17 protein-coding genes are annotated in these 15,282 nt (G+C 41.4%); 8 read left to right on the plus strand and 9 right to left on the minus strand.

The features are described from left to right. Positions 1 to 104: 104 nt before the first annotated feature. The 4 genes from TOL9009_RS39125 to TOL9009_RS47280 all read left to right on the plus strand — a co-directional run bounded on the left by TOL9009_RS39125 (position 105) and on the right by TOL9009_RS47280 (position 3,019). Positions 105 to 602 (plus strand): response regulator, encoded by a 498-nt coding sequence (locus TOL9009_RS39125; protein ID WP_029633376.1) that lies wholly within the window; start codon positions 105 to 107, stop codon positions 600 to 602. Continuing rightward, the gene (locus tag TOL9009_RS0114100) at positions 568 to 2,454 is read left to right on the plus strand and encodes a hybrid sensor histidine kinase/response regulator (RefSeq protein ID WP_029633377.1); all 1,887 of its coding nucleotides are present in this window, start codon (positions 568 to 570) and stop codon (positions 2,452 to 2,454) included. The genes TOL9009_RS39125 and TOL9009_RS0114100 overlap by 35 nt, the downstream gene beginning before the upstream one ends. Positions 2,455 to 2,524: 70 nt before the next feature. Next, entirely contained in the window at positions 2,525 to 2,905 is a 381-nt protein-coding gene (locus TOL9009_RS0114105; RefSeq protein ID WP_029633378.1) for a nuclear transport factor 2 family protein, read from the plus strand. A gap of 3 nt (positions 2,906 to 2,908) precedes the next feature. Further along, positions 2,909 to 3,019, plus strand: a complete 111-nt coding sequence (locus TOL9009_RS47280; RefSeq protein WP_186227554.1) for a histidine kinase — start codon at positions 2,909 to 2,911, stop codon at positions 3,017 to 3,019. Here the strand turns inward: TOL9009_RS47280 and pyrR are convergent. From pyrR to TOL9009_RS0114125, 3 genes are all read right to left on the minus strand, one after another. After that, complete coding sequence (pyrR, locus tag TOL9009_RS0114110) at positions 3,016 to 3,552, minus strand: bifunctional pyr operon transcriptional regulator/uracil phosphoribosyltransferase PyrR (RefSeq protein WP_029633379.1); 537 nt, start codon at positions 3,550 to 3,552, stop codon at positions 3,016 to 3,018. The two genes, TOL9009_RS47280 and pyrR, sit on opposite strands and share 4 nt — an antisense overlap. A gap of 232 nt (positions 3,553 to 3,784) precedes the next feature. Further along, on the minus strand, positions 3,785 to 4,753 hold the full coding sequence (gene cbiB, locus TOL9009_RS0114120; protein WP_029633381.1) for an adenosylcobinamide-phosphate synthase CbiB: 969 nt from the start codon (positions 4,751 to 4,753) through the stop codon (positions 3,785 to 3,787). 101 nt (positions 4,754 to 4,854) lie between these two features. Next, positions 4,855 to 5,298 carry an Rrf2 family transcriptional regulator gene (locus TOL9009_RS0114125; RefSeq protein WP_029633382.1) on the minus strand — a complete coding sequence of 148 codons (444 nt, stop codon included), beginning with the start codon at positions 5,296 to 5,298 and terminating at the stop codon, positions 4,855 to 4,857. A 434-nt stretch (positions 5,299 to 5,732) separates the two neighbouring features. Between TOL9009_RS0114125 and TOL9009_RS0114130 the strand changes: the two genes are divergently transcribed. Then, complete coding sequence (locus TOL9009_RS0114130) at positions 5,733 to 6,149, plus strand: AbrB family transcriptional regulator (RefSeq protein ID WP_029633383.1); 417 nt, start codon at positions 5,733 to 5,735, stop codon at positions 6,147 to 6,149. A gap of 105 nt (positions 6,150 to 6,254) precedes the next feature. On the opposite strand, the gene TOL9009_RS0114135 is transcribed toward TOL9009_RS0114130, so the two are convergent. Further along, entirely contained in the window at positions 6,255 to 8,153 is a 1,899-nt protein-coding gene (locus TOL9009_RS0114135; RefSeq protein WP_029633384.1) for a chloride channel protein, read from the minus strand. A gap of 678 nt (positions 8,154 to 8,831) precedes the next feature. Here TOL9009_RS0114135 and TOL9009_RS49330 point away from each other — a divergent pair. Next, entirely contained in the window at positions 8,832 to 9,203 is a 372-nt protein-coding gene (locus TOL9009_RS49330; protein ID WP_072022135.1) for a hypothetical protein, read from the plus strand. On the opposite strand, the gene TOL9009_RS45635 is transcribed toward TOL9009_RS49330, so the two are convergent. Both TOL9009_RS45635 and TOL9009_RS0114145 read right to left on the minus strand, forming a co-directional pair. Beyond that, positions 9,120 to 9,353, minus strand: a complete 234-nt coding sequence (locus TOL9009_RS45635; RefSeq protein ID WP_144238236.1) for a hypothetical protein — start codon at positions 9,351 to 9,353, stop codon at positions 9,120 to 9,122. The genes TOL9009_RS49330 and TOL9009_RS45635 overlap by 84 nt on opposite strands. A gap of 8 nt (positions 9,354 to 9,361) precedes the next feature. Continuing rightward, on the minus strand, positions 9,362 to 10,975 hold the full coding sequence (locus TOL9009_RS0114145) for an ArnT family glycosyltransferase (protein WP_029633385.1): 1,614 nt from the start codon (positions 10,973 to 10,975) through the stop codon (positions 9,362 to 9,364). Positions 10,976 to 11,238: 263 nt separating this feature from the next. Here TOL9009_RS0114145 and TOL9009_RS0114150 point away from each other — a divergent pair, with 263 nt between their 5' ends. Then, positions 11,239 to 12,804 carry a hypothetical protein gene (locus TOL9009_RS0114150; RefSeq protein WP_029633386.1) on the plus strand — a complete coding sequence of 522 codons (1,566 nt, stop codon included), beginning with the start codon at positions 11,239 to 11,241 and terminating at the stop codon, positions 12,802 to 12,804. Between the two features lie 67 nt (positions 12,805 to 12,871). Here the strand turns inward: TOL9009_RS0114150 and TOL9009_RS0114155 are convergent, their stop codons facing one another. Beyond that, a complete protein-coding gene (locus TOL9009_RS0114155) occupies positions 12,872 to 14,164 on the minus strand; it encodes a recombinase family protein (protein ID WP_029633387.1) in 1,293 nt (430 codons plus the stop codon). Between the two features lie 147 nt (positions 14,165 to 14,311). Further along, positions 14,312 to 14,671, minus strand: a complete 360-nt coding sequence (locus TOL9009_RS0114165) for a VOC family protein (protein WP_029633388.1) — start codon at positions 14,669 to 14,671, stop codon at positions 14,312 to 14,314. Here TOL9009_RS0114165 and TOL9009_RS47285 point away from each other — a divergent pair. Further along, entirely contained in the window at positions 14,661 to 14,822 is a 162-nt protein-coding gene (locus tag TOL9009_RS47285; RefSeq protein ID WP_186227555.1) for a hypothetical protein, read from the plus strand. The two genes, TOL9009_RS0114165 and TOL9009_RS47285, sit on opposite strands and share 11 nt — an antisense overlap. 178 nt (positions 14,823 to 15,000) lie before the next feature. Here the strand turns inward: TOL9009_RS47285 and TOL9009_RS49335 are convergent, their stop codons facing one another. Beyond that, entirely contained in the window at positions 15,001 to 15,129 is a 129-nt protein-coding gene (locus TOL9009_RS49335; RefSeq protein WP_260675894.1) for a hypothetical protein, read from the minus strand. Positions 15,130 to 15,282: the final 153 nt, after the last annotated feature.

Below are 15,282 nucleotides of genomic sequence, written 5' to 3' on the forward strand. Positions count from 1 at the left end.
AATTTTAAATAATTCCGTCCCTTTCGTCTTTTCCCCTCCTTGATAATTTGTTGCGATTTAATACCAATTAGATATAATCACCAGCGCTAAGGAGAAAATTCATAGTGAAGGGTCGGCAAACAACTGTGACAATTTTGATGGCGGATGATGATGAAGATGACTGTTTGTTAGCTCGTGATGCATTGGCAGAAAGCCGATTGTCAAATGATCTACACATTGTCAGTGATGGTGAAGAACTGATGGATTATCTGTACCACCGTGGTCAGTATACTAACTCTCAGGTTTCACCGCGTCCGGGTCTAATTTTGCTCGATTTAAACATGCCCAAAAAAGACGGTCGGGAAGCACTCAGAGAAATTAAGGCTGATGCTAATCTGAGAAAAATTCCGATTGTTGTGCTGACTACCTCTAGAGCAGAAGAAGATATTTACCGTACTTACGATTTGGGTGCAAACTCCTTCATCATTAAGCCTGTCACTTTCGGCTCGTTAGTTGAGGTAATGAAGACCATAGGCAAATACTGGTTTGAAATTGTGGAATTACCACTAGAAGTAGTTGGAGCGAAAAATGAACAACAGTCCAATCAAGGTTCTTCTAGTTGATGATGACGAAGATGATTATATTTTGACTCGTGATTGGTTCGATGAATTTCAGGTGGCTGGTAGCGAACTGGAATGGGTAAGTACTTATGCAAAAGCTAGAGAAGCGATCGCTCAAAATCGCCACGATATCTATCTGGTTGATTATCGTTTGGGTGAAGGGAATGGACTGGAGTTGTTGAGCGAAGCGATCGCCAATAGTTGCACCGCTCCCATTATTTTACTCACCGGTAAAGGAGATCGAGAAATAGATATCGAGGCAATGAAAGCCGGTGCAGCAGATTATTTAGAAAAAAGTCAAATGACAGCACCTTTGTTAGAGCGTTCGATTCGCTACGCGATTGAGCGCAAACAAACAGAACAGAAAATTCGCGAACAAGCTGCTTTACTTGATGTCGCTACCGATGCTATTTTCGTGCGCGATTTAGACAATAAAATTTTATTTTGGAACAAAGCAGCTGAACGTTTATATGGTTGTAAGAAAGAAGAAGCGATCGGCAAAAGAACCCAAGATATTTGGCAAACCAAACATGCGCTGCAATTGCAAGAAGCTCTCAATATTTTGATGAAAAATGGCTCTTGGGAAGGAGAGTTATATCAAACAACCAAATACGACAAAGAAATCATCGTCGAAAGCCGCTGGACATTAGTCCCATCTCAGAAAAAGTCACAATCTATTCTAGTAGTTAATACTGATATAACCCAGAAAAAACAACTGGAAGCGCAATTTTTACGCGCCCAAAGACTAGAAAGTATTGGCACCTTAGCTAGCGGTATTGCCCACGACCTAAACAACGTCCTCGCACCGATTTTAATGACCGCACAACTTCTAGAGACACAGCTGGATGATGTGCGGAGTAAGCGATTGCTGCCGATATTAGTAACGAACGCCAAACGGGGAGCGAATTTAGTCAAGCAAGTATTATCTTTTACTCGCGGCGTTGAAGGCGATCGCACAATTTTACAATTAAAGCACTTAATATTAGAAATTCGCCAAGTTATTAAAGAAACATTTCCTAAATCAATAGAAGTTGAATGTGAAACCTCACGAAATCTTTGGACTGTTTCTGGAGATGCTACCCAGTTGCATCAGGTACTAATGAATTTGTGTGTCAATGCTCGTGATGCTATGCCCAATGGCGGAACTTTGACAATCTCTGCCCAAAATTTTATCGTCGATGAACACTATGCTAGAATGCACATTGATGCGAAAATTGGCTCCTATATCGTCGTTGTAGTTGCTGATACAGGAATTGGCATTACAAATGAAGTATTAGACCGAATTTTTGAACCATTTTTTACCACTAAAGAACTCGGTAAAGGTACAGGTTTAGGACTTTCCACAGTACTTGGTATTGTCAAAAGTCACGCTGGTTTCATCAATGTATACAGCGAGGTAGGGAAAGGCAGCAAATTTGAAGTATATTTACCTGCCCAGGAAACAACAGAAACCGCCGAAGAAAAAGAACTAGAATTGCCACATGGCAGCGGAGAATTGGTTTTGATCATTGATGATGAACCTTCGATTCGAGAAATTACCAAAACATCCCTAGAAGCGTATAACTATAAAGCGATAACTGCTAGCGATGGCATAGAAGCGATCGCTCTTTATGCAGAATATCGCGATAAAATATCTCTAGTCTTAACAGATATGCTAATGCCCTCAATGGATGGCATCACAACCATTCGCACCTTGCACAAAATTAACCCTACTGTCAAAATTATCGCCATCAGCGGACTTGCTACTAGCGATAAAATGAGTGCAGCATACGATTTAGGAATCAAAGCTTTTTTATCCAAACCTTACACCGCAAAGCAATTATTGGAAACAATTAATACAGTTAAAAATAGTTAGTGGTTGGTTGGTTGTTGGTTGTTAGTTGTTAGTTGTTCGTTGTTCTTTGTCCCCCACTCCCCCACTCCCCATGACACCTGAAGTTTTAGCCGTTAACACAGCTTTTTATCGAGCTTTTGAAAAGAAAGACATCGAAGCAATGAGTGTAGTATGGTCCCAGGGAACTGGTAGTCTTTGTATTCATCCTGGATGGAATGTACTGCGGGGTTGGAAGCAAGTTCGCACTTCTTGGGAACAGATATTTAAAAATACTGCCTACATTGAAATAAACACAGACATAATTACTACAGAAGTTCGCGATAATATTGCCTGCATTGTACTTGTAGAAAACGTCTTACAAGTCATTGAAGGTAGACGAATTCAAGCACAATCAATGGCTACCAACGTATTTGAACTTCTTGGTGGAAAGTGGTATTTAATTCATCATCATGGTAGCCCAATTATGCGGTAGCAGATGGAGACAAGGGGACAAGGAGACAAGGGAATTATTCTTTTTTCCCAATGCCCAATTCCCAATTCCCAATGCCCAATTCCCAATGCCCAATGCCCAATGCCTAATTACTAATCCCCAATTAACTCCACGGCATCTCGTCCATCCCAATCTTGCAGGAAAACTTTGACTACTTCTTCTTTAGCAGTAGGTAGTTGCTTACCGATAAAATCAGGATGAATCGGTAACTCACGATGACCTCTGTCTACCAGCACAGCTAAACGAATCACTTCTGGTCTGCCATACTCTTGTATTGCATTCAAAGCAGCACGAATTGTCCGTCCTTTAAAAATTACATCATCGACAAGGACAACGGTTTTTCCTGTCAGGTCAATAGAAATATCACTTTTTGCTGGAGTTCGCAAGCCAATTTGGTCAAGGTCATCCCGATATAATGTAATATCCAATGCTCCTACTGACACGGATACGTTTTCGAGTATCTCAATCTGACGTGCTAGCAATTCAGCTAACAATGCACCTCTAGAATAAATACCCAATAGTACTAAGTCGGATAAATCGCGTGTCCTTTCGACAATTTGAGAGGCAAGACGGGTTACGGTACGACGTATTTCTTCTGCTGAGAGAATTTCAACTACTTTGGCAGACATAATAATCATAAACAATACCCAGAGTTAGTGATTATACCGTGTGTTAGAGGGAGTGGGGGTTTCACCAAAAGTAGACAAAAATGGACAGCCTTGTATTAAAGATCCGCAACACCAAACGAGTCACTCAGAAGAAGGCTGTCCATTTTTGTCCTGGTTTAGCCCAAGGGAAGGAGGACAAGGGGGAGAGTTATTTTTATCTTGTGTTGTATGGGCAGCTCGACTATCTAGATCATTACCTTTTTAGGAGCAAAAAGAATAGGGATGTAGTTGAAAATAACCAGAGTAAAAAGCAATATCGAGTTAATTGCAAAGCTTTTTGGATATGAGTTGGTGCGATCGCATAAATGGCATCTCCTAGTAGTGGTTTATGTGAAGCTATACCGCGATACCAATTTGTACCTCCCATTTGCACACCCAAAATAGCAGCATAACAGCATTCACTCCAACCCGAGTTAGGACTGGCATCTTTAATCGCATCTCGCTGACAAATTTGCCAAACATGCAATGGTTTACCTGATAAAAGCGCTAATGTTATCACTGTTAACCGACAAGGAAGCCAAGTTAAACAATCTTCTAACCGCGCACTGAACCAGCCCAAATAAGTATAGGGAGAAGAGCGGTAGCCCACCATTGAATCAAGTGTACTACTAGCTTTGTATGCTAGAGCTAGGGGTGCTGCCCCCACAAATGGCAAAAATGCTCCCACAATTGCATAAAAAAGAGGAGCCATGACCCCATCGGTAGCATTTTCCGTAACTGTTTCCAGAACAGCTCGCAAAATTTCTGCTTCGGTAAGGTTTTCTGTATCTCGTCCTACATAATTACTTAAAATAGACCGAGCATCTTGGATTTGTCCTGCACCTAAAGGTAGTAAAACTGCTTGTGCGGCTGTTTTTAAACTTCTCAAAGCAAAACAGCTGGCAAGAAGAATACTTTCTAATATTATTCCCAATAGCGGATGCAGCCATCTCGCAGTTTGAATTGTGAAAACGCCAACAATGCCGCTACCTATTATGAGAATTGTGCCGAGTAAAATTCCCGCTATTCGCTGTGTTATGGAATTGTGACAAAATTGAAATGCGAATTTGCTCAAACGAGAAATTACCCATCCCATAACTTGCACTGGATGAGGAAAACCCCAAGGATCGCCGATTAAGTAATCTAAAGTGGCGGCAATGATTAAAATAACAAATGGTGTCATTGGTTAGGAATCAAAGGTCAACAGTCAAAAGTCAACAGTTAAGACTTTTGGACTATGGACTATGGACTATGGACTATTGACTATAAACTATGGACTATTGACTAAACAATAAAACTAGCTTCTTCCCCTTGAGCTGCTTGCCAACTACGAGCATCATAATAGAGGTCTGCTAGGGTAATACTATATAAAGCTTGTTTAAGTTTTTGTTGTAATCTGTGCCATAAAGTATATGTTACCCAATCTTCTGCAAGTGTAGTTTTGATGTCAGAATGAGGTAATTGGGTAATGTTTTCACCGACAGCTTCTAAAATTTGTCCTACAGAGATTAGTTCTGGCGATCGCGCTAATTGATATCCACCAACGCTGCCGCGAATTGATTTTACCAAGCCTGCACGACGCATTTCTATGAGTAATTTTTCTAAATAAGGAGCGGGAATATCTTGACGGTTGGCGATCGCTCTGACAGATACAGGACTATATCCTGTCTGTAAACTCAAATCTAGCAATGCTTTTACACTATAGTGTCCTTTGGTCGTTAGTTTCATTCAGCAACGCCTTTATAAGCTTGTAAGTTGTTGGTTATTTAAGTTAGATTACAGCCACGCTCCTACTAACGACTAACCACCAAACACTAGCTGTTGACACGCAAATCGGTTTTGCTTATCATTCTGCGTCTCAATTATCGCGTTCTGGCAACTGAACAACTTGCCAATCACAACGGAGGCAAGGAGACTTCAACAAATATAGTGTAGCAGTGTTTCACAAACTATAGATATATCGATAACAATCTTCTTTAAGATATATTGCCCTGGAAAATATTGAATAAATCGTAAAAATTCTGTCGATTGGTGTAATATACTTGGCTAGGCTGAGATAAAAACTAAATAATTCCCACTCATGATTTTGAGCGTGGGAGCTATTTGTCAGCTAAAATAAAATCGATTCAAAAAATTCAACCATTCATTTTCGATCTAAGTTGATGGCTAAACAGAAAAAAATTGAACCCCTAGTCGGTGAAGATCTGCTCCATAAAGTCAAAGAGCTAGAAAACGTTAGCAAGGAAGACAAAGCTAAGAAGTGTGGCTACTATACCATTACAAAAAACGGTATAGAGCGCGTCAACATGATGAAGTTCTTAAATGCCCTAATTGATGCTGAAGGCATTCAGTTGGACAGCGCTCCCAGTGCCAATGGGCGTGGTGGACGCAGTGCTAGTTATAGAATTAGCGTGCAGTCAAATGGTAACTTGCTGATAGGATCGGCGTACACAAAACAGATGGGTCTGAAAGCCGGAGATGAGTTTCTAATTACTTTAGGCAAAAAGCACATTCGTCTGCGACAGGTAGACGCAGACGAAAAAGAAGGTGCTGATGTACTCGAAGAAGCTACAGCTTAATAACTAGTCTATAGTCCATAGTCTATAGTCCATAGTCCATAGTCCATAGTCCAAAATTCTTAACTGTTGACTTTTGACTTTTGACTGTTGACTTTTGGCTATTGACTACTGACGAATAGCTAGACCAGTTTTTTGGATTACTGGCAAATAGTAGTGAATTGCTTTGCGTGTTACTGCTAAATTGCAGGTTAAAGCAATTTGCTCTTTTTGTAATAAACCTAAAATGCGCTCGTGGTTGTCTCGTGCTACCACGGGTAGCTGTTGCAAACCTCGAACAGACATGCGGTCTAAAGCCTCAGATAAGGGTTCATCCCAGTAACCATAAACAATTTCTGTACTACAAATTTCCATGACGCTTTGATTGGATATTTGTGCTTGTATTTCGCTCTGTGGATTTGGATATTCCCAAACAGAAAGGGCACGGTTAATATCTTCTAAGGAAAGGATACCCACTAATCGCTCTGCCTCATCAATTACTAAAGCACTGGAAGCGCGATCGCGTGTCATTTCCAAAGCTGCCTCTAACACCTTCATGGTTGCCGGCAGCTTTTTTGGAGATGAAAGCATAGCATCTTCTACCAAAATTGAAGAGAGAATTTCTACTTTTTCATCTTTTAATTCCGCCAGACCGATTTGCTGTAATTTTGAGTTAGAGTTAAAAGTTGGCTTCATCCGCTCCACCAGCCAAAAACTCAAACCCACCGCTGCCATCAACGGTAAAACAATCCGATAGTCTCGTGTTAATTCAAACAATAATAAAATTGATGTTAACGGGGCTCTGACACTTGCAGCCAAAACCGCCGCCATTCCCACCATCGCGTAAGCTGGGGGAGCAGCCATTTGTGCGGCGATTCCCGGAATTACCAAAGCCAAAATTTTGGCGTAAGCGCTTCCAAAAGAAGCACCTAAAAACATTGCTGGTGCAAACACACCACCAACAAAACCACTACCAGAACTAATTGCTGTCATTAGCAGCTTGACTATTAGCAGTACAACCAAAAGCGAAAGCGAAAACTTCACATCTTGAAGCATCGCTTCCACAGTTCCATAACCGATACCCAAAATTTGGGGCAATTTTAAAGATACAGCACCTACTATTGCACCGCCAATAATTGGATGAATTGGCTGAGGAATTCGTCCCAAAAATTCAAAACCGGGAACTTTCCCCGCAAAACAGGCTTTTGCCAAACGAATTGACTGGGTATAAGTCAAAGAAACTAAACTTGCTCCCAAACCCAAGCCAAGATAAAGCGGTAATTCCAGCGGACTGATGACTTGATAAACAGGTAAATCAAAAGCGGGTTGTGTTCCCAAACCGATTTGAGCAACCAACCCCGATACCACCGCTGCTAACAGCACCACACTGACGGCAGAACTAGCAAAAGATGTCGCACCTAATACCACCTCTAAAGCAAAAAATACACCAGCGATCGGCGCATTGAAGCCCGCAGCAAAGCCAGCCGCAGCCCCAGCACCCAAAAGCAAGCGCTGTCGCTCTTGAGATACTTTCATCACTTGAGACATCAACATACCCAAATTTGCGCCAACTTCCACACTCGGTCCTTCGGGTCCGAGAGAAGCACCACTTCCTAAAGAAACAGAAGCTGCTAACATCTTGGTTACTGGTCGTAGTTGTCCCGTGATTTCTGTTCCTTGGGAGGCGATGAGAGTTGAAAGCCCAGGTCCAAAATCTTGAGTGCGCCAGCGCATAAAGCCGACAATTAAGCCCCCAAGAATCGGCACACAGGCTAAAGTCCAAGAACCCCAATGAGCGATCGCTCCCATGAAATTTTCTAGCATCAAGCGGTGAATTAGCTCAATCAAATAGTGAAACGTGACGACACCCATACCCGTGCCGCCACCAATTAGCACCGCTAAAAAAAGCACAACAATTTCTGGAGATGGTTGAAAACGATTAACTAAGCGAGTTAAAAGCAGGGAAAAAGTAGGGAAGGCAGGTTGTTCAGTTACCTTCCTAAGTTCGGCAGGAGGCAGGAGAGTCATTGATGGGCGGGGTAAATGTAAGAAAAAAATTAAATTTTTATGTCTTAATTCTTATTGTGAAGCATGATTTAGCATCTAGACAAGTAAAGAGTTTATGTGTTAATTATTTAGCTTTTTTGCTTGTTTTACAAAGCTTTCGTAAAACTTGCCACTTCTTCATACTTTTATAGGGATAATGGTTAAATGGGAGAGAATTAATAGTCAATGGTGAGCGGTAAAGTGCTTTTTTAGCGCAGACTCTATTCTCAGAAGTGCGAAAATACAGTGCGATTCAGCTCACAGACACACACCCACGCATAGCAGCAACTTCTAACAGTCATAACTACTCAAATGTAGCTATACTCATGTTGCAGCCAGAAGTTTCGAGCGACAACTGCTCAAAACTTCGGAACTTAAGCCATGCTTAATCAAAAAGAGGGGTAAAGGGAAAAGGAAAAAAGGGACTCATGGGAAAAGGGGAAGAGTATCTTCACTCACTTATCGACTGATTTTAAATAACTCCATCCTTTTAACCTTTTCCCCCTCTTCCGTTAAGATAAGCGTCCCCCTTGTCGGATAAATATTTGATGTGTGATTCATGACTTATGTCAAAGCACACTCAGTAATTGTCGAGGGCGTTCGGAAATTGAATATAGTTATTGTTATAGAGCGAGTGAGTGGACTAAGCGGACAAGGTAGATGAATACACACACCTTTGATAATCATTATGTTACTTGCCCAATTTGCCGGAGAAATGCAACCCCAAAGCCAGTTAAGACGTGCATCGGCTTATTTACCTGTCCGTATTGTCAGGAACGCCTAGTAGTTTCTCAAAGCGGTCACTACGTCCGCGATCCGTTTATCTTGAGACAGCTGATAATCTCATCATCGCTACGTCGTCAAAGTAGTCCTTTAGCTAGGATTATACGAGATTTTATCGTCCTCAAGCGTCCTTTGCTAGCTTTAGCTGTAGTAAGTGCTATTCTTTTAGGGATGATTGGTATCACTCAGCAAAAAACTGACCATCACCCAAGTCTTCCAGGAACGGAGAAGGTGGAAAATAGGGACTAGGGCATGGGGCATGGGGCATGGGGCATGGGGCATGGGGCATTGGGCATGGGGCATGGAAAGAATTGTATTAGAACGCGCATCACTATCTTGAGCTTCTTTATTCCCCATTGCCCAATGCCCAATGCCCATTGCCCATTGCCCATTGCCCATTGCCCAATTCAATATGTGTCTTTTGTAATCAGTGTGAAGCCTTGGGTTTCGTCAATTCGCTTCACTGATTCTAAATGGAGATTTTTCAGAGCAGATGCATCGAGTAGAAAGTAGGGTTGCTCGTTGTATTGCCAATAATATTTTAGTTCAGCACCAGAAGCGGGAATAATGTTGCGATCGCTATAAAAATTCAATGACGGGCGATTATACGGAAAAGATGTATAAATCTTTCTGACTGTAGGTTTTGCCCGCTGAATCATCACAGCAACTGGTTTAACAGGATAAGCTTCTTCTAATTCCCAAACCCAATAGTTTGATTTCATCAACAGCAGCAGGGAAATATAACTTCCCCAAAACAAAATTTTCAGGAATTGTCCGTCACCTCGCTCTGCTAATATAGCTGAAGCAGCCATAGTTACAGCTACAGCAGCAAAAATCATCTGTAAGTCAGATTTACCTGTTGTGCCCCAACTGTAATAAATGCTGCCAGCAGAAGCGACTACAGCTAGTAGTGAAAAACTAGCTATCCAAGCGCGGGGATAAGATGACTGTAAAGATGGATTTTCTGTTTCTGCCAGCAACGCACCAAAAGCTAAGGCTAAACTGGGGTAAATCGGAAAGACGTACCAAGGTAATTTAGTTCCCATTAGCGAAATAGCTAGCAGGTAAACACCACTCCAGACCAGCACGAGTTTTGCCCAGCTAAGATTGCGATTTTCCCAAATTAAGCGTAACGCTTGCGGCAAAAACATCAACCAGGGCCATGCGTACTTGAAAATTTCTAACAGATAGTACCAGGGTGGTCCAGAATGATTCTCAACATTTGTGTTAATGCGGTTGAGGGATTGACCCATGATACCAATGCGGGCAAAACTTTCACCATAATGTATCCACTGGGAACCAGACCAGAAAACAATGGGTATACTGCCAATGATGATGGCTATCCACATATACCAACTACTGAGAAGTCGTGGGGTATCCCACAGAAGAAATATAAAGGCGATCGCTCCTAATAATATGCCTAACATACCTTTAGTTAGACAAATTAAGCCAAAACCGATGCCGATACCCAGACAGTATCGCAAATCTCGACGCGATCGCAATACACACAACATCATCAGCATAAAAAAGCAGATTACCGCACCATCTAACATCGCCAAGCGTCCATGACGCACTACCGGCAACATCGTTAGATAAATCAAAGCACTGTAAATCGCTGCCCAACGTTGGCGAAATATCTCTCTACCAATGCAATACAACAAAGGTACAGAAATAGCTGTTAACATTGCTCCTGGTAAGCGCGTAGTCCACTCATTTACGCCCAACAGCGAATAAGTCCAGGCAATCAGCAAATGCATCAGCGGGGGCTTATTGTGATATGGTACACCTCCTAGCATCGGGTAAAGCCAACGCATTGAACCAGCCGGCGCACGCCAAATTTCACGGGCAACTTGTGCCACGGTACCTTCATCCCAATCTCGCAGTGGCAATTCCCCAAGATTTATGCTAAAGAGTAACACCGCTGCGAACAACAGCACTATTACCCATCCCCAATCAATCCTTTTCTCAACCACGCGATATTTTTTTTCTAGACGAGTCCAAGTAAAGCTTCCTTCTTGCATAATCTAGGATAATCATTTGAAAAGCACACTTTGATTACACTCCAGACGTTTTGGAGTCTTCAATGTTGCCACAGGACTTAACAAGCACAGGAGATGAAGAATTCCTAAATTTAAAATTAGCTCATATTTGCGCGATCGCGAATAATCTTTTTTAATAATTTATTCTCAGATTTTTTTAAAATTATTTAACAAATATTTGCCGGAAAAAACTGATACACATAATACAATACACAATATTCTACCGAAGAATGGAGAGTCTATCAATGAATCTACCTGTTATTTTCGATTTGGCGTTAGGTTTAGTATTTACTTACTTAATTTTAAGTTTATTAGCCTCAGAAATTCAAGAATTGATTGCCACTGTGTTGCAATGGCGGGCTGAACACTTAAAAAAATCAGTTGAAATCTTTTTAGCTGGTGATGTTGAGGACTCGGAAAATGCTCATGTGATTGAACTAGCTAATAATATTTATTCTCATCCTTTAGTAAAAAATATTAACCAAGAAGCTAAAGGATTTCTTGTCACCTTACCGCGCAGACTTACTTGGGGAATTGGCTCATTATATCGTTCAGTAAAAACAGCGCGACCAGGAGGTGACAAAGATGAAACTATTTTTGGAGAGAAAAAACGCAGTGGTCCTTCTTACATTCCTTCAGACATATTTGCAACTACATTAATGGAAACGTTGCAATTACCGACAATGGTTCAAACATTAAGTAAATCCAGGCTGGAAAAATTTAAGAATGCTCAATTAGCTAAAATAGAACAAGTTTTAGTCGAATTGAAAGAAGAGACAAAAGATGATGAAACCTCTGCTTCATTTATCAACACTATGTTTCAGCAATATGCAGAAACTCAAGCCGACTTTGAACAAATAAGTTGGAATTTTGAAAATCAAAAAGCTGATTTGAATACTAGCGTTAGTCGTTTGGGAGAAAGTTTGGATAGATATATAGAAACTTTTCAGACAGATATGCCGAAACAGGATTTATTTGAAAAAGCATTGCGAAAAGTAAAATTTATCAAAAAAGATATTTTTGCAGATATTGAACAGGCAATTTTGTTAGGAGGTTTAAGACCTAATATTAATGAAGTTGTCGAAACTATTAGAAAAGGTAGTGGTGTTTATCATGAAATTCAAGATGCTGTCAAAGATAAAGAAGGTGCAGCCAATGAAGGAATTATAAATGCAGTTAAAACTATAGATTTAATTGACAAACTTCCGAAATCTGTTGTGGAAAATATTACTATTTTAGGAAAACGTGCCCAGTCAAGGATTCAAACCACAGAAGAAGGTATTCATACATTACAAAAAGAAATTGAACGCACTTTTGATAGCTCAATGGACCGAGCTTCTGGTGTTTACAAGCGCAATGCTAAAGGAGTAGCAATTATGCTGGGCTTGAGTCTTGCTATCATCGCTAATGCGGATGCATTTCACATGATTAGTAGATTATCAAAAGATTCGGCTCTACGAGAAACAATTACTAATAATGCTGGGCAAATATTACTGAGAAATCAAAATAATCAGGCGATCGCCAATCCAAATTATCAGCAAGACCAAGTTAATAATACTTTAATTGAATTGACAAAAAATGCCGATGGTGCTTTAGACAATGTTGCTTTACCGATTGGTTGGTCTGATGTTAATTTAAATCAGCAAATTGCTTGGACACCTAAGAAAAACGAAAGTTTCCCTTTTTTGAAAGTTTTAACTATGATTCCTGGTTGGATTTTCAGTGGTATTGCTATTTCGATGGGTGCGCCATTTTGGTTCGATTTACTTGGTAAATTTGTGAATGTGCGTAATGCAGGGAAACGACCTTGATCTTCTTCTAGAAGTTAAGTTGAGAGGTAAAATGAGATAGGAAATCGCTAAAGCGATTACTACGTAGTTAAAAAATAAATATGATTTGTAGTTGCCAATTTTGATTTTGGCGAATAATCTCAATTTGCCGAATAAATTCTCGCAGGTAAAATCGTCGCTCGGTTTCTGATAAGTCTAACCAAAATTGGGGAATGGAAACAGCTTGAGCAACAGAAAGTAAGTTGACGGGGGGCAGTGTTGCTAGTTTTGCTTGGAGTGCAGAAATTTCTGTACGCAGTTTGTATGCTCTTAATTTTGCTGTTTCTGCATCTAAAATTCCGGTTTCTACTAAGGTGGGTAGCTGTTCGAGGATTTGTTGCTGGCGATCGCTCTTTTCCCCTAAACTATTTTTAACTGCATCTAATTGAGGAAAATTCATCTTCGCTACTGCACTCGGTAAGTCACGACAAACCGCTTCAATTGTCTTTGACAAAATTTGTGCGTAGGGAATAGCGCGACATTTTGGACTTTTGGCGCAGCTAATTGGACGTAAATAAAGATACTCTTTATCTTGGTTACGCTGAGTTACACGGGTAACTGTCATATGCGATTCACACTCGCCACAGATAACCAAACCTGCTAGAGAGCGCGGTGCGCTTGCACATCGAGATGGCAAACGGCTATTGCGGCGTAAAAGTCGGTCAATTTGCGCTGCTTCATCTTTAGTAAGAATTGGCACATGTGTGTTAGAAATAATTTCCCTGTTCTGATAAGCCGTATCGCCGCGATATACTGGATTTGTCAGCCACCGGCGTCCAGTGGTGACAGAGATTTTCTTAGCATATTTTTTCCCTAGATAACGCACTGCTCCCCGCAAAGAACCGTAAAGGAGAAAGTTATCAAAAAAATCTTTGACTACTGGCGAAGTACTACGATCAACAATGTACTTTCCGTTACCTCTGCGATAGCCATAAGGTGCTTTACCTGGTGGTGGCGCAGCCTCCAAACGATTGCGGGCGTGACCTTGACGGATGCGACGACTGCGTTGCTGGCGCTGAATTTCGTGTAACAATTTGAATAATTCAGCGCGAAAATTGGGAGTTTCTGAAGAGTAAGGTTGTTCAGTGGCAATTATTGCTATATCCATCGCTTCGAGTTGCGTTAAGCGATCGCTCACTTGTTCTGCATTATCTCCCAATTCCTCCAAGCGACGAATCAGGAGATAATTTGCTCTTTCGGTTTGACAATCAGTGAGTAATTCTTGTAATTGCGATCGCTTACCCAAATCCTCATAAACTCGATCCACTTCCCATCCCCAACTATGAGGATCGGGTGCGGGTTCTAGTAAAGGGTCAGTGTAAGTGTAAGCGATAATTTTCATGGAATTTCGAGTCAATAGTCAATAGTCAATAGTCAATAGTCATTGCTCCTTGTCCCCCTTGTCCCCCTTGTCCCCCTTGTCCCCTTGTCTCCTTGTCTCCTTGTCCCCTTGTCCCCTTGTCTCCTTATCCCCCCACTCCCCCACTCCTCACTGCTGACTCAACTCGACAATATTCCCATCTGGATCTTGGGTGAAAAGAGCGGGGCGACCGGATGCGCTGGGTTGAAAAAGGCAATTATGATCTAATAGCTGCTGTTTTGCTACGTCCAAGTCGGTGACAGAGAAAGCAATATGAGGATTGCGTCCCCATTTTTCGTTTTGGTTGTCTGTGGGGACGGTGGGTGCGACTATTAGATGAAGTTGAGATTCGCCGATTTGATACCACGCACCAGGGTATTTTAGGGAACGAGCAACTTTGGGCAATCCTAATACTGTGCCATAAAAGTGTTCGGATTGTTCTAGGTTAGTAACGAGAATGGCTGTATGCAGACTTTGTATGATTTGCATTGTCGGTGATATGCGATCGCCTTTATTTAGCTGGAACAAAAAGAAGCCCCACACTCACGATATCGGAGTGTGGGATGAATTTTTGGGTGATGACGAATTGACCTACAACCGATTCAATCCGCTATTCCTTGACAGGGCAGTAGGTCGATGAGGAATCACCTTTTTTTGTGTTTGGCAATGTGTCAAGTAGTTCCTCTATTACTTGGGTCATCGTCTTGTCCACTTGTACAAATAAAGCTAATTAGGATGACGCTGTGAACGGCAGTATAATTACATAATAGGCTACACATCCTTGATTTCGGTTCCGGATAAATACATAAGGACTGATATCATGTCCGGGCAATCACCCATAATTGATGAAGAACCCCTCCCCAACCCTCCCCCTCCGGGTTCGCCACTTCGACGGGACGGAAACCGACACCGCCGAGTGGACTCACCGCTTGCGGGGAGGGTGCCACAGGCGGGTGGGGTTCTTTTATTATGGTTATTTATTAGGACATGATATGACGCAAAAATCGCCAAAACTTTGAATTTACAGCAGATTTCAGGTTTAGGAAGTACATATATAAAACCCAAAATCTTGTAGAGACGTAGCACTGCTACGTCTCTAC

This window comes from [Scytonema hofmanni] UTEX 2349 (genome assembly GCF_000582685.1).
GTDB classification, from domain to species: domain Bacteria; phylum Cyanobacteriota; class Cyanobacteriia; order Cyanobacteriales; family Nostocaceae; genus Hassallia; species Hassallia hofmanni.

Excerpts from the sequence above, each read along its gene's own strand:
- TOL9009_RS0114100 (WP_029633377.1), top strand. The coding sequence starts at position 568 with ATGAACAACAGTCCAATCAAGGTTCTTCTAGTTGATGATGACGAAGAT.
- TOL9009_RS0114105 (WP_029633378.1), top strand. The coding sequence starts at position 2,525 with ATGACACCTGAAGTTTTAGCCGTTAACACAGCTTTTTATCGAGCTTTT.
- TOL9009_RS47280 (WP_186227554.1), top strand. The coding sequence starts at position 2,909 with ATGGAGACAAGGGGACAAGGAGACAAGGGAATTATTCTTTTTTCCCAA.
- pyrR (WP_029633379.1), bottom strand. The coding sequence starts at position 3,552 with ATGTCTGCCAAAGTAGTTGAAATTCTCTCAGCAGAAGAAATACGTCGT.
- cbiB (WP_029633381.1), bottom strand. The coding sequence starts at position 4,753 with ATGACACCATTTGTTATTTTAATCATTGCCGCCACTTTAGATTACTTA.
- TOL9009_RS0114125 (WP_029633382.1), bottom strand. The coding sequence starts at position 5,298 with ATGAAACTAACGACCAAAGGACACTATAGTGTAAAAGCATTGCTAGAT.
- TOL9009_RS0114130 (WP_029633383.1), top strand. The coding sequence starts at position 5,733 with ATGGCTAAACAGAAAAAAATTGAACCCCTAGTCGGTGAAGATCTGCTC.
- TOL9009_RS0114135 (WP_029633384.1), bottom strand. The coding sequence starts at position 8,153 with ATGACTCTCCTGCCTCCTGCCGAACTTAGGAAGGTAACTGAACAACCT.
- TOL9009_RS49330 (WP_072022135.1), top strand. The coding sequence starts at position 8,832 with ATGAATACACACACCTTTGATAATCATTATGTTACTTGCCCAATTTGC.
- TOL9009_RS45635 (WP_144238236.1), bottom strand. The coding sequence starts at position 9,353 with ATGGGCAATGGGCAATGGGCAATGGGCATTGGGCATTGGGCAATGGGG.
- TOL9009_RS0114145 (WP_029633385.1), bottom strand. The coding sequence starts at position 10,975 with ATGCAAGAAGGAAGCTTTACTTGGACTCGTCTAGAAAAAAAATATCGC.
- TOL9009_RS0114150 (WP_029633386.1), top strand. The coding sequence starts at position 11,239 with ATGAATCTACCTGTTATTTTCGATTTGGCGTTAGGTTTAGTATTTACT.
- TOL9009_RS0114155 (WP_029633387.1), bottom strand. The coding sequence starts at position 14,164 with ATGAAAATTATCGCTTACACTTACACTGACCCTTTACTAGAACCCGCA.
- TOL9009_RS47285 (WP_186227555.1), top strand. The coding sequence starts at position 14,661 with ATGATTTGCATTGTCGGTGATATGCGATCGCCTTTATTTAGCTGGAAC.
- TOL9009_RS0114165 (WP_029633388.1), bottom strand. The coding sequence starts at position 14,671 with ATGCAAATCATACAAAGTCTGCATACAGCCATTCTCGTTACTAACCTA.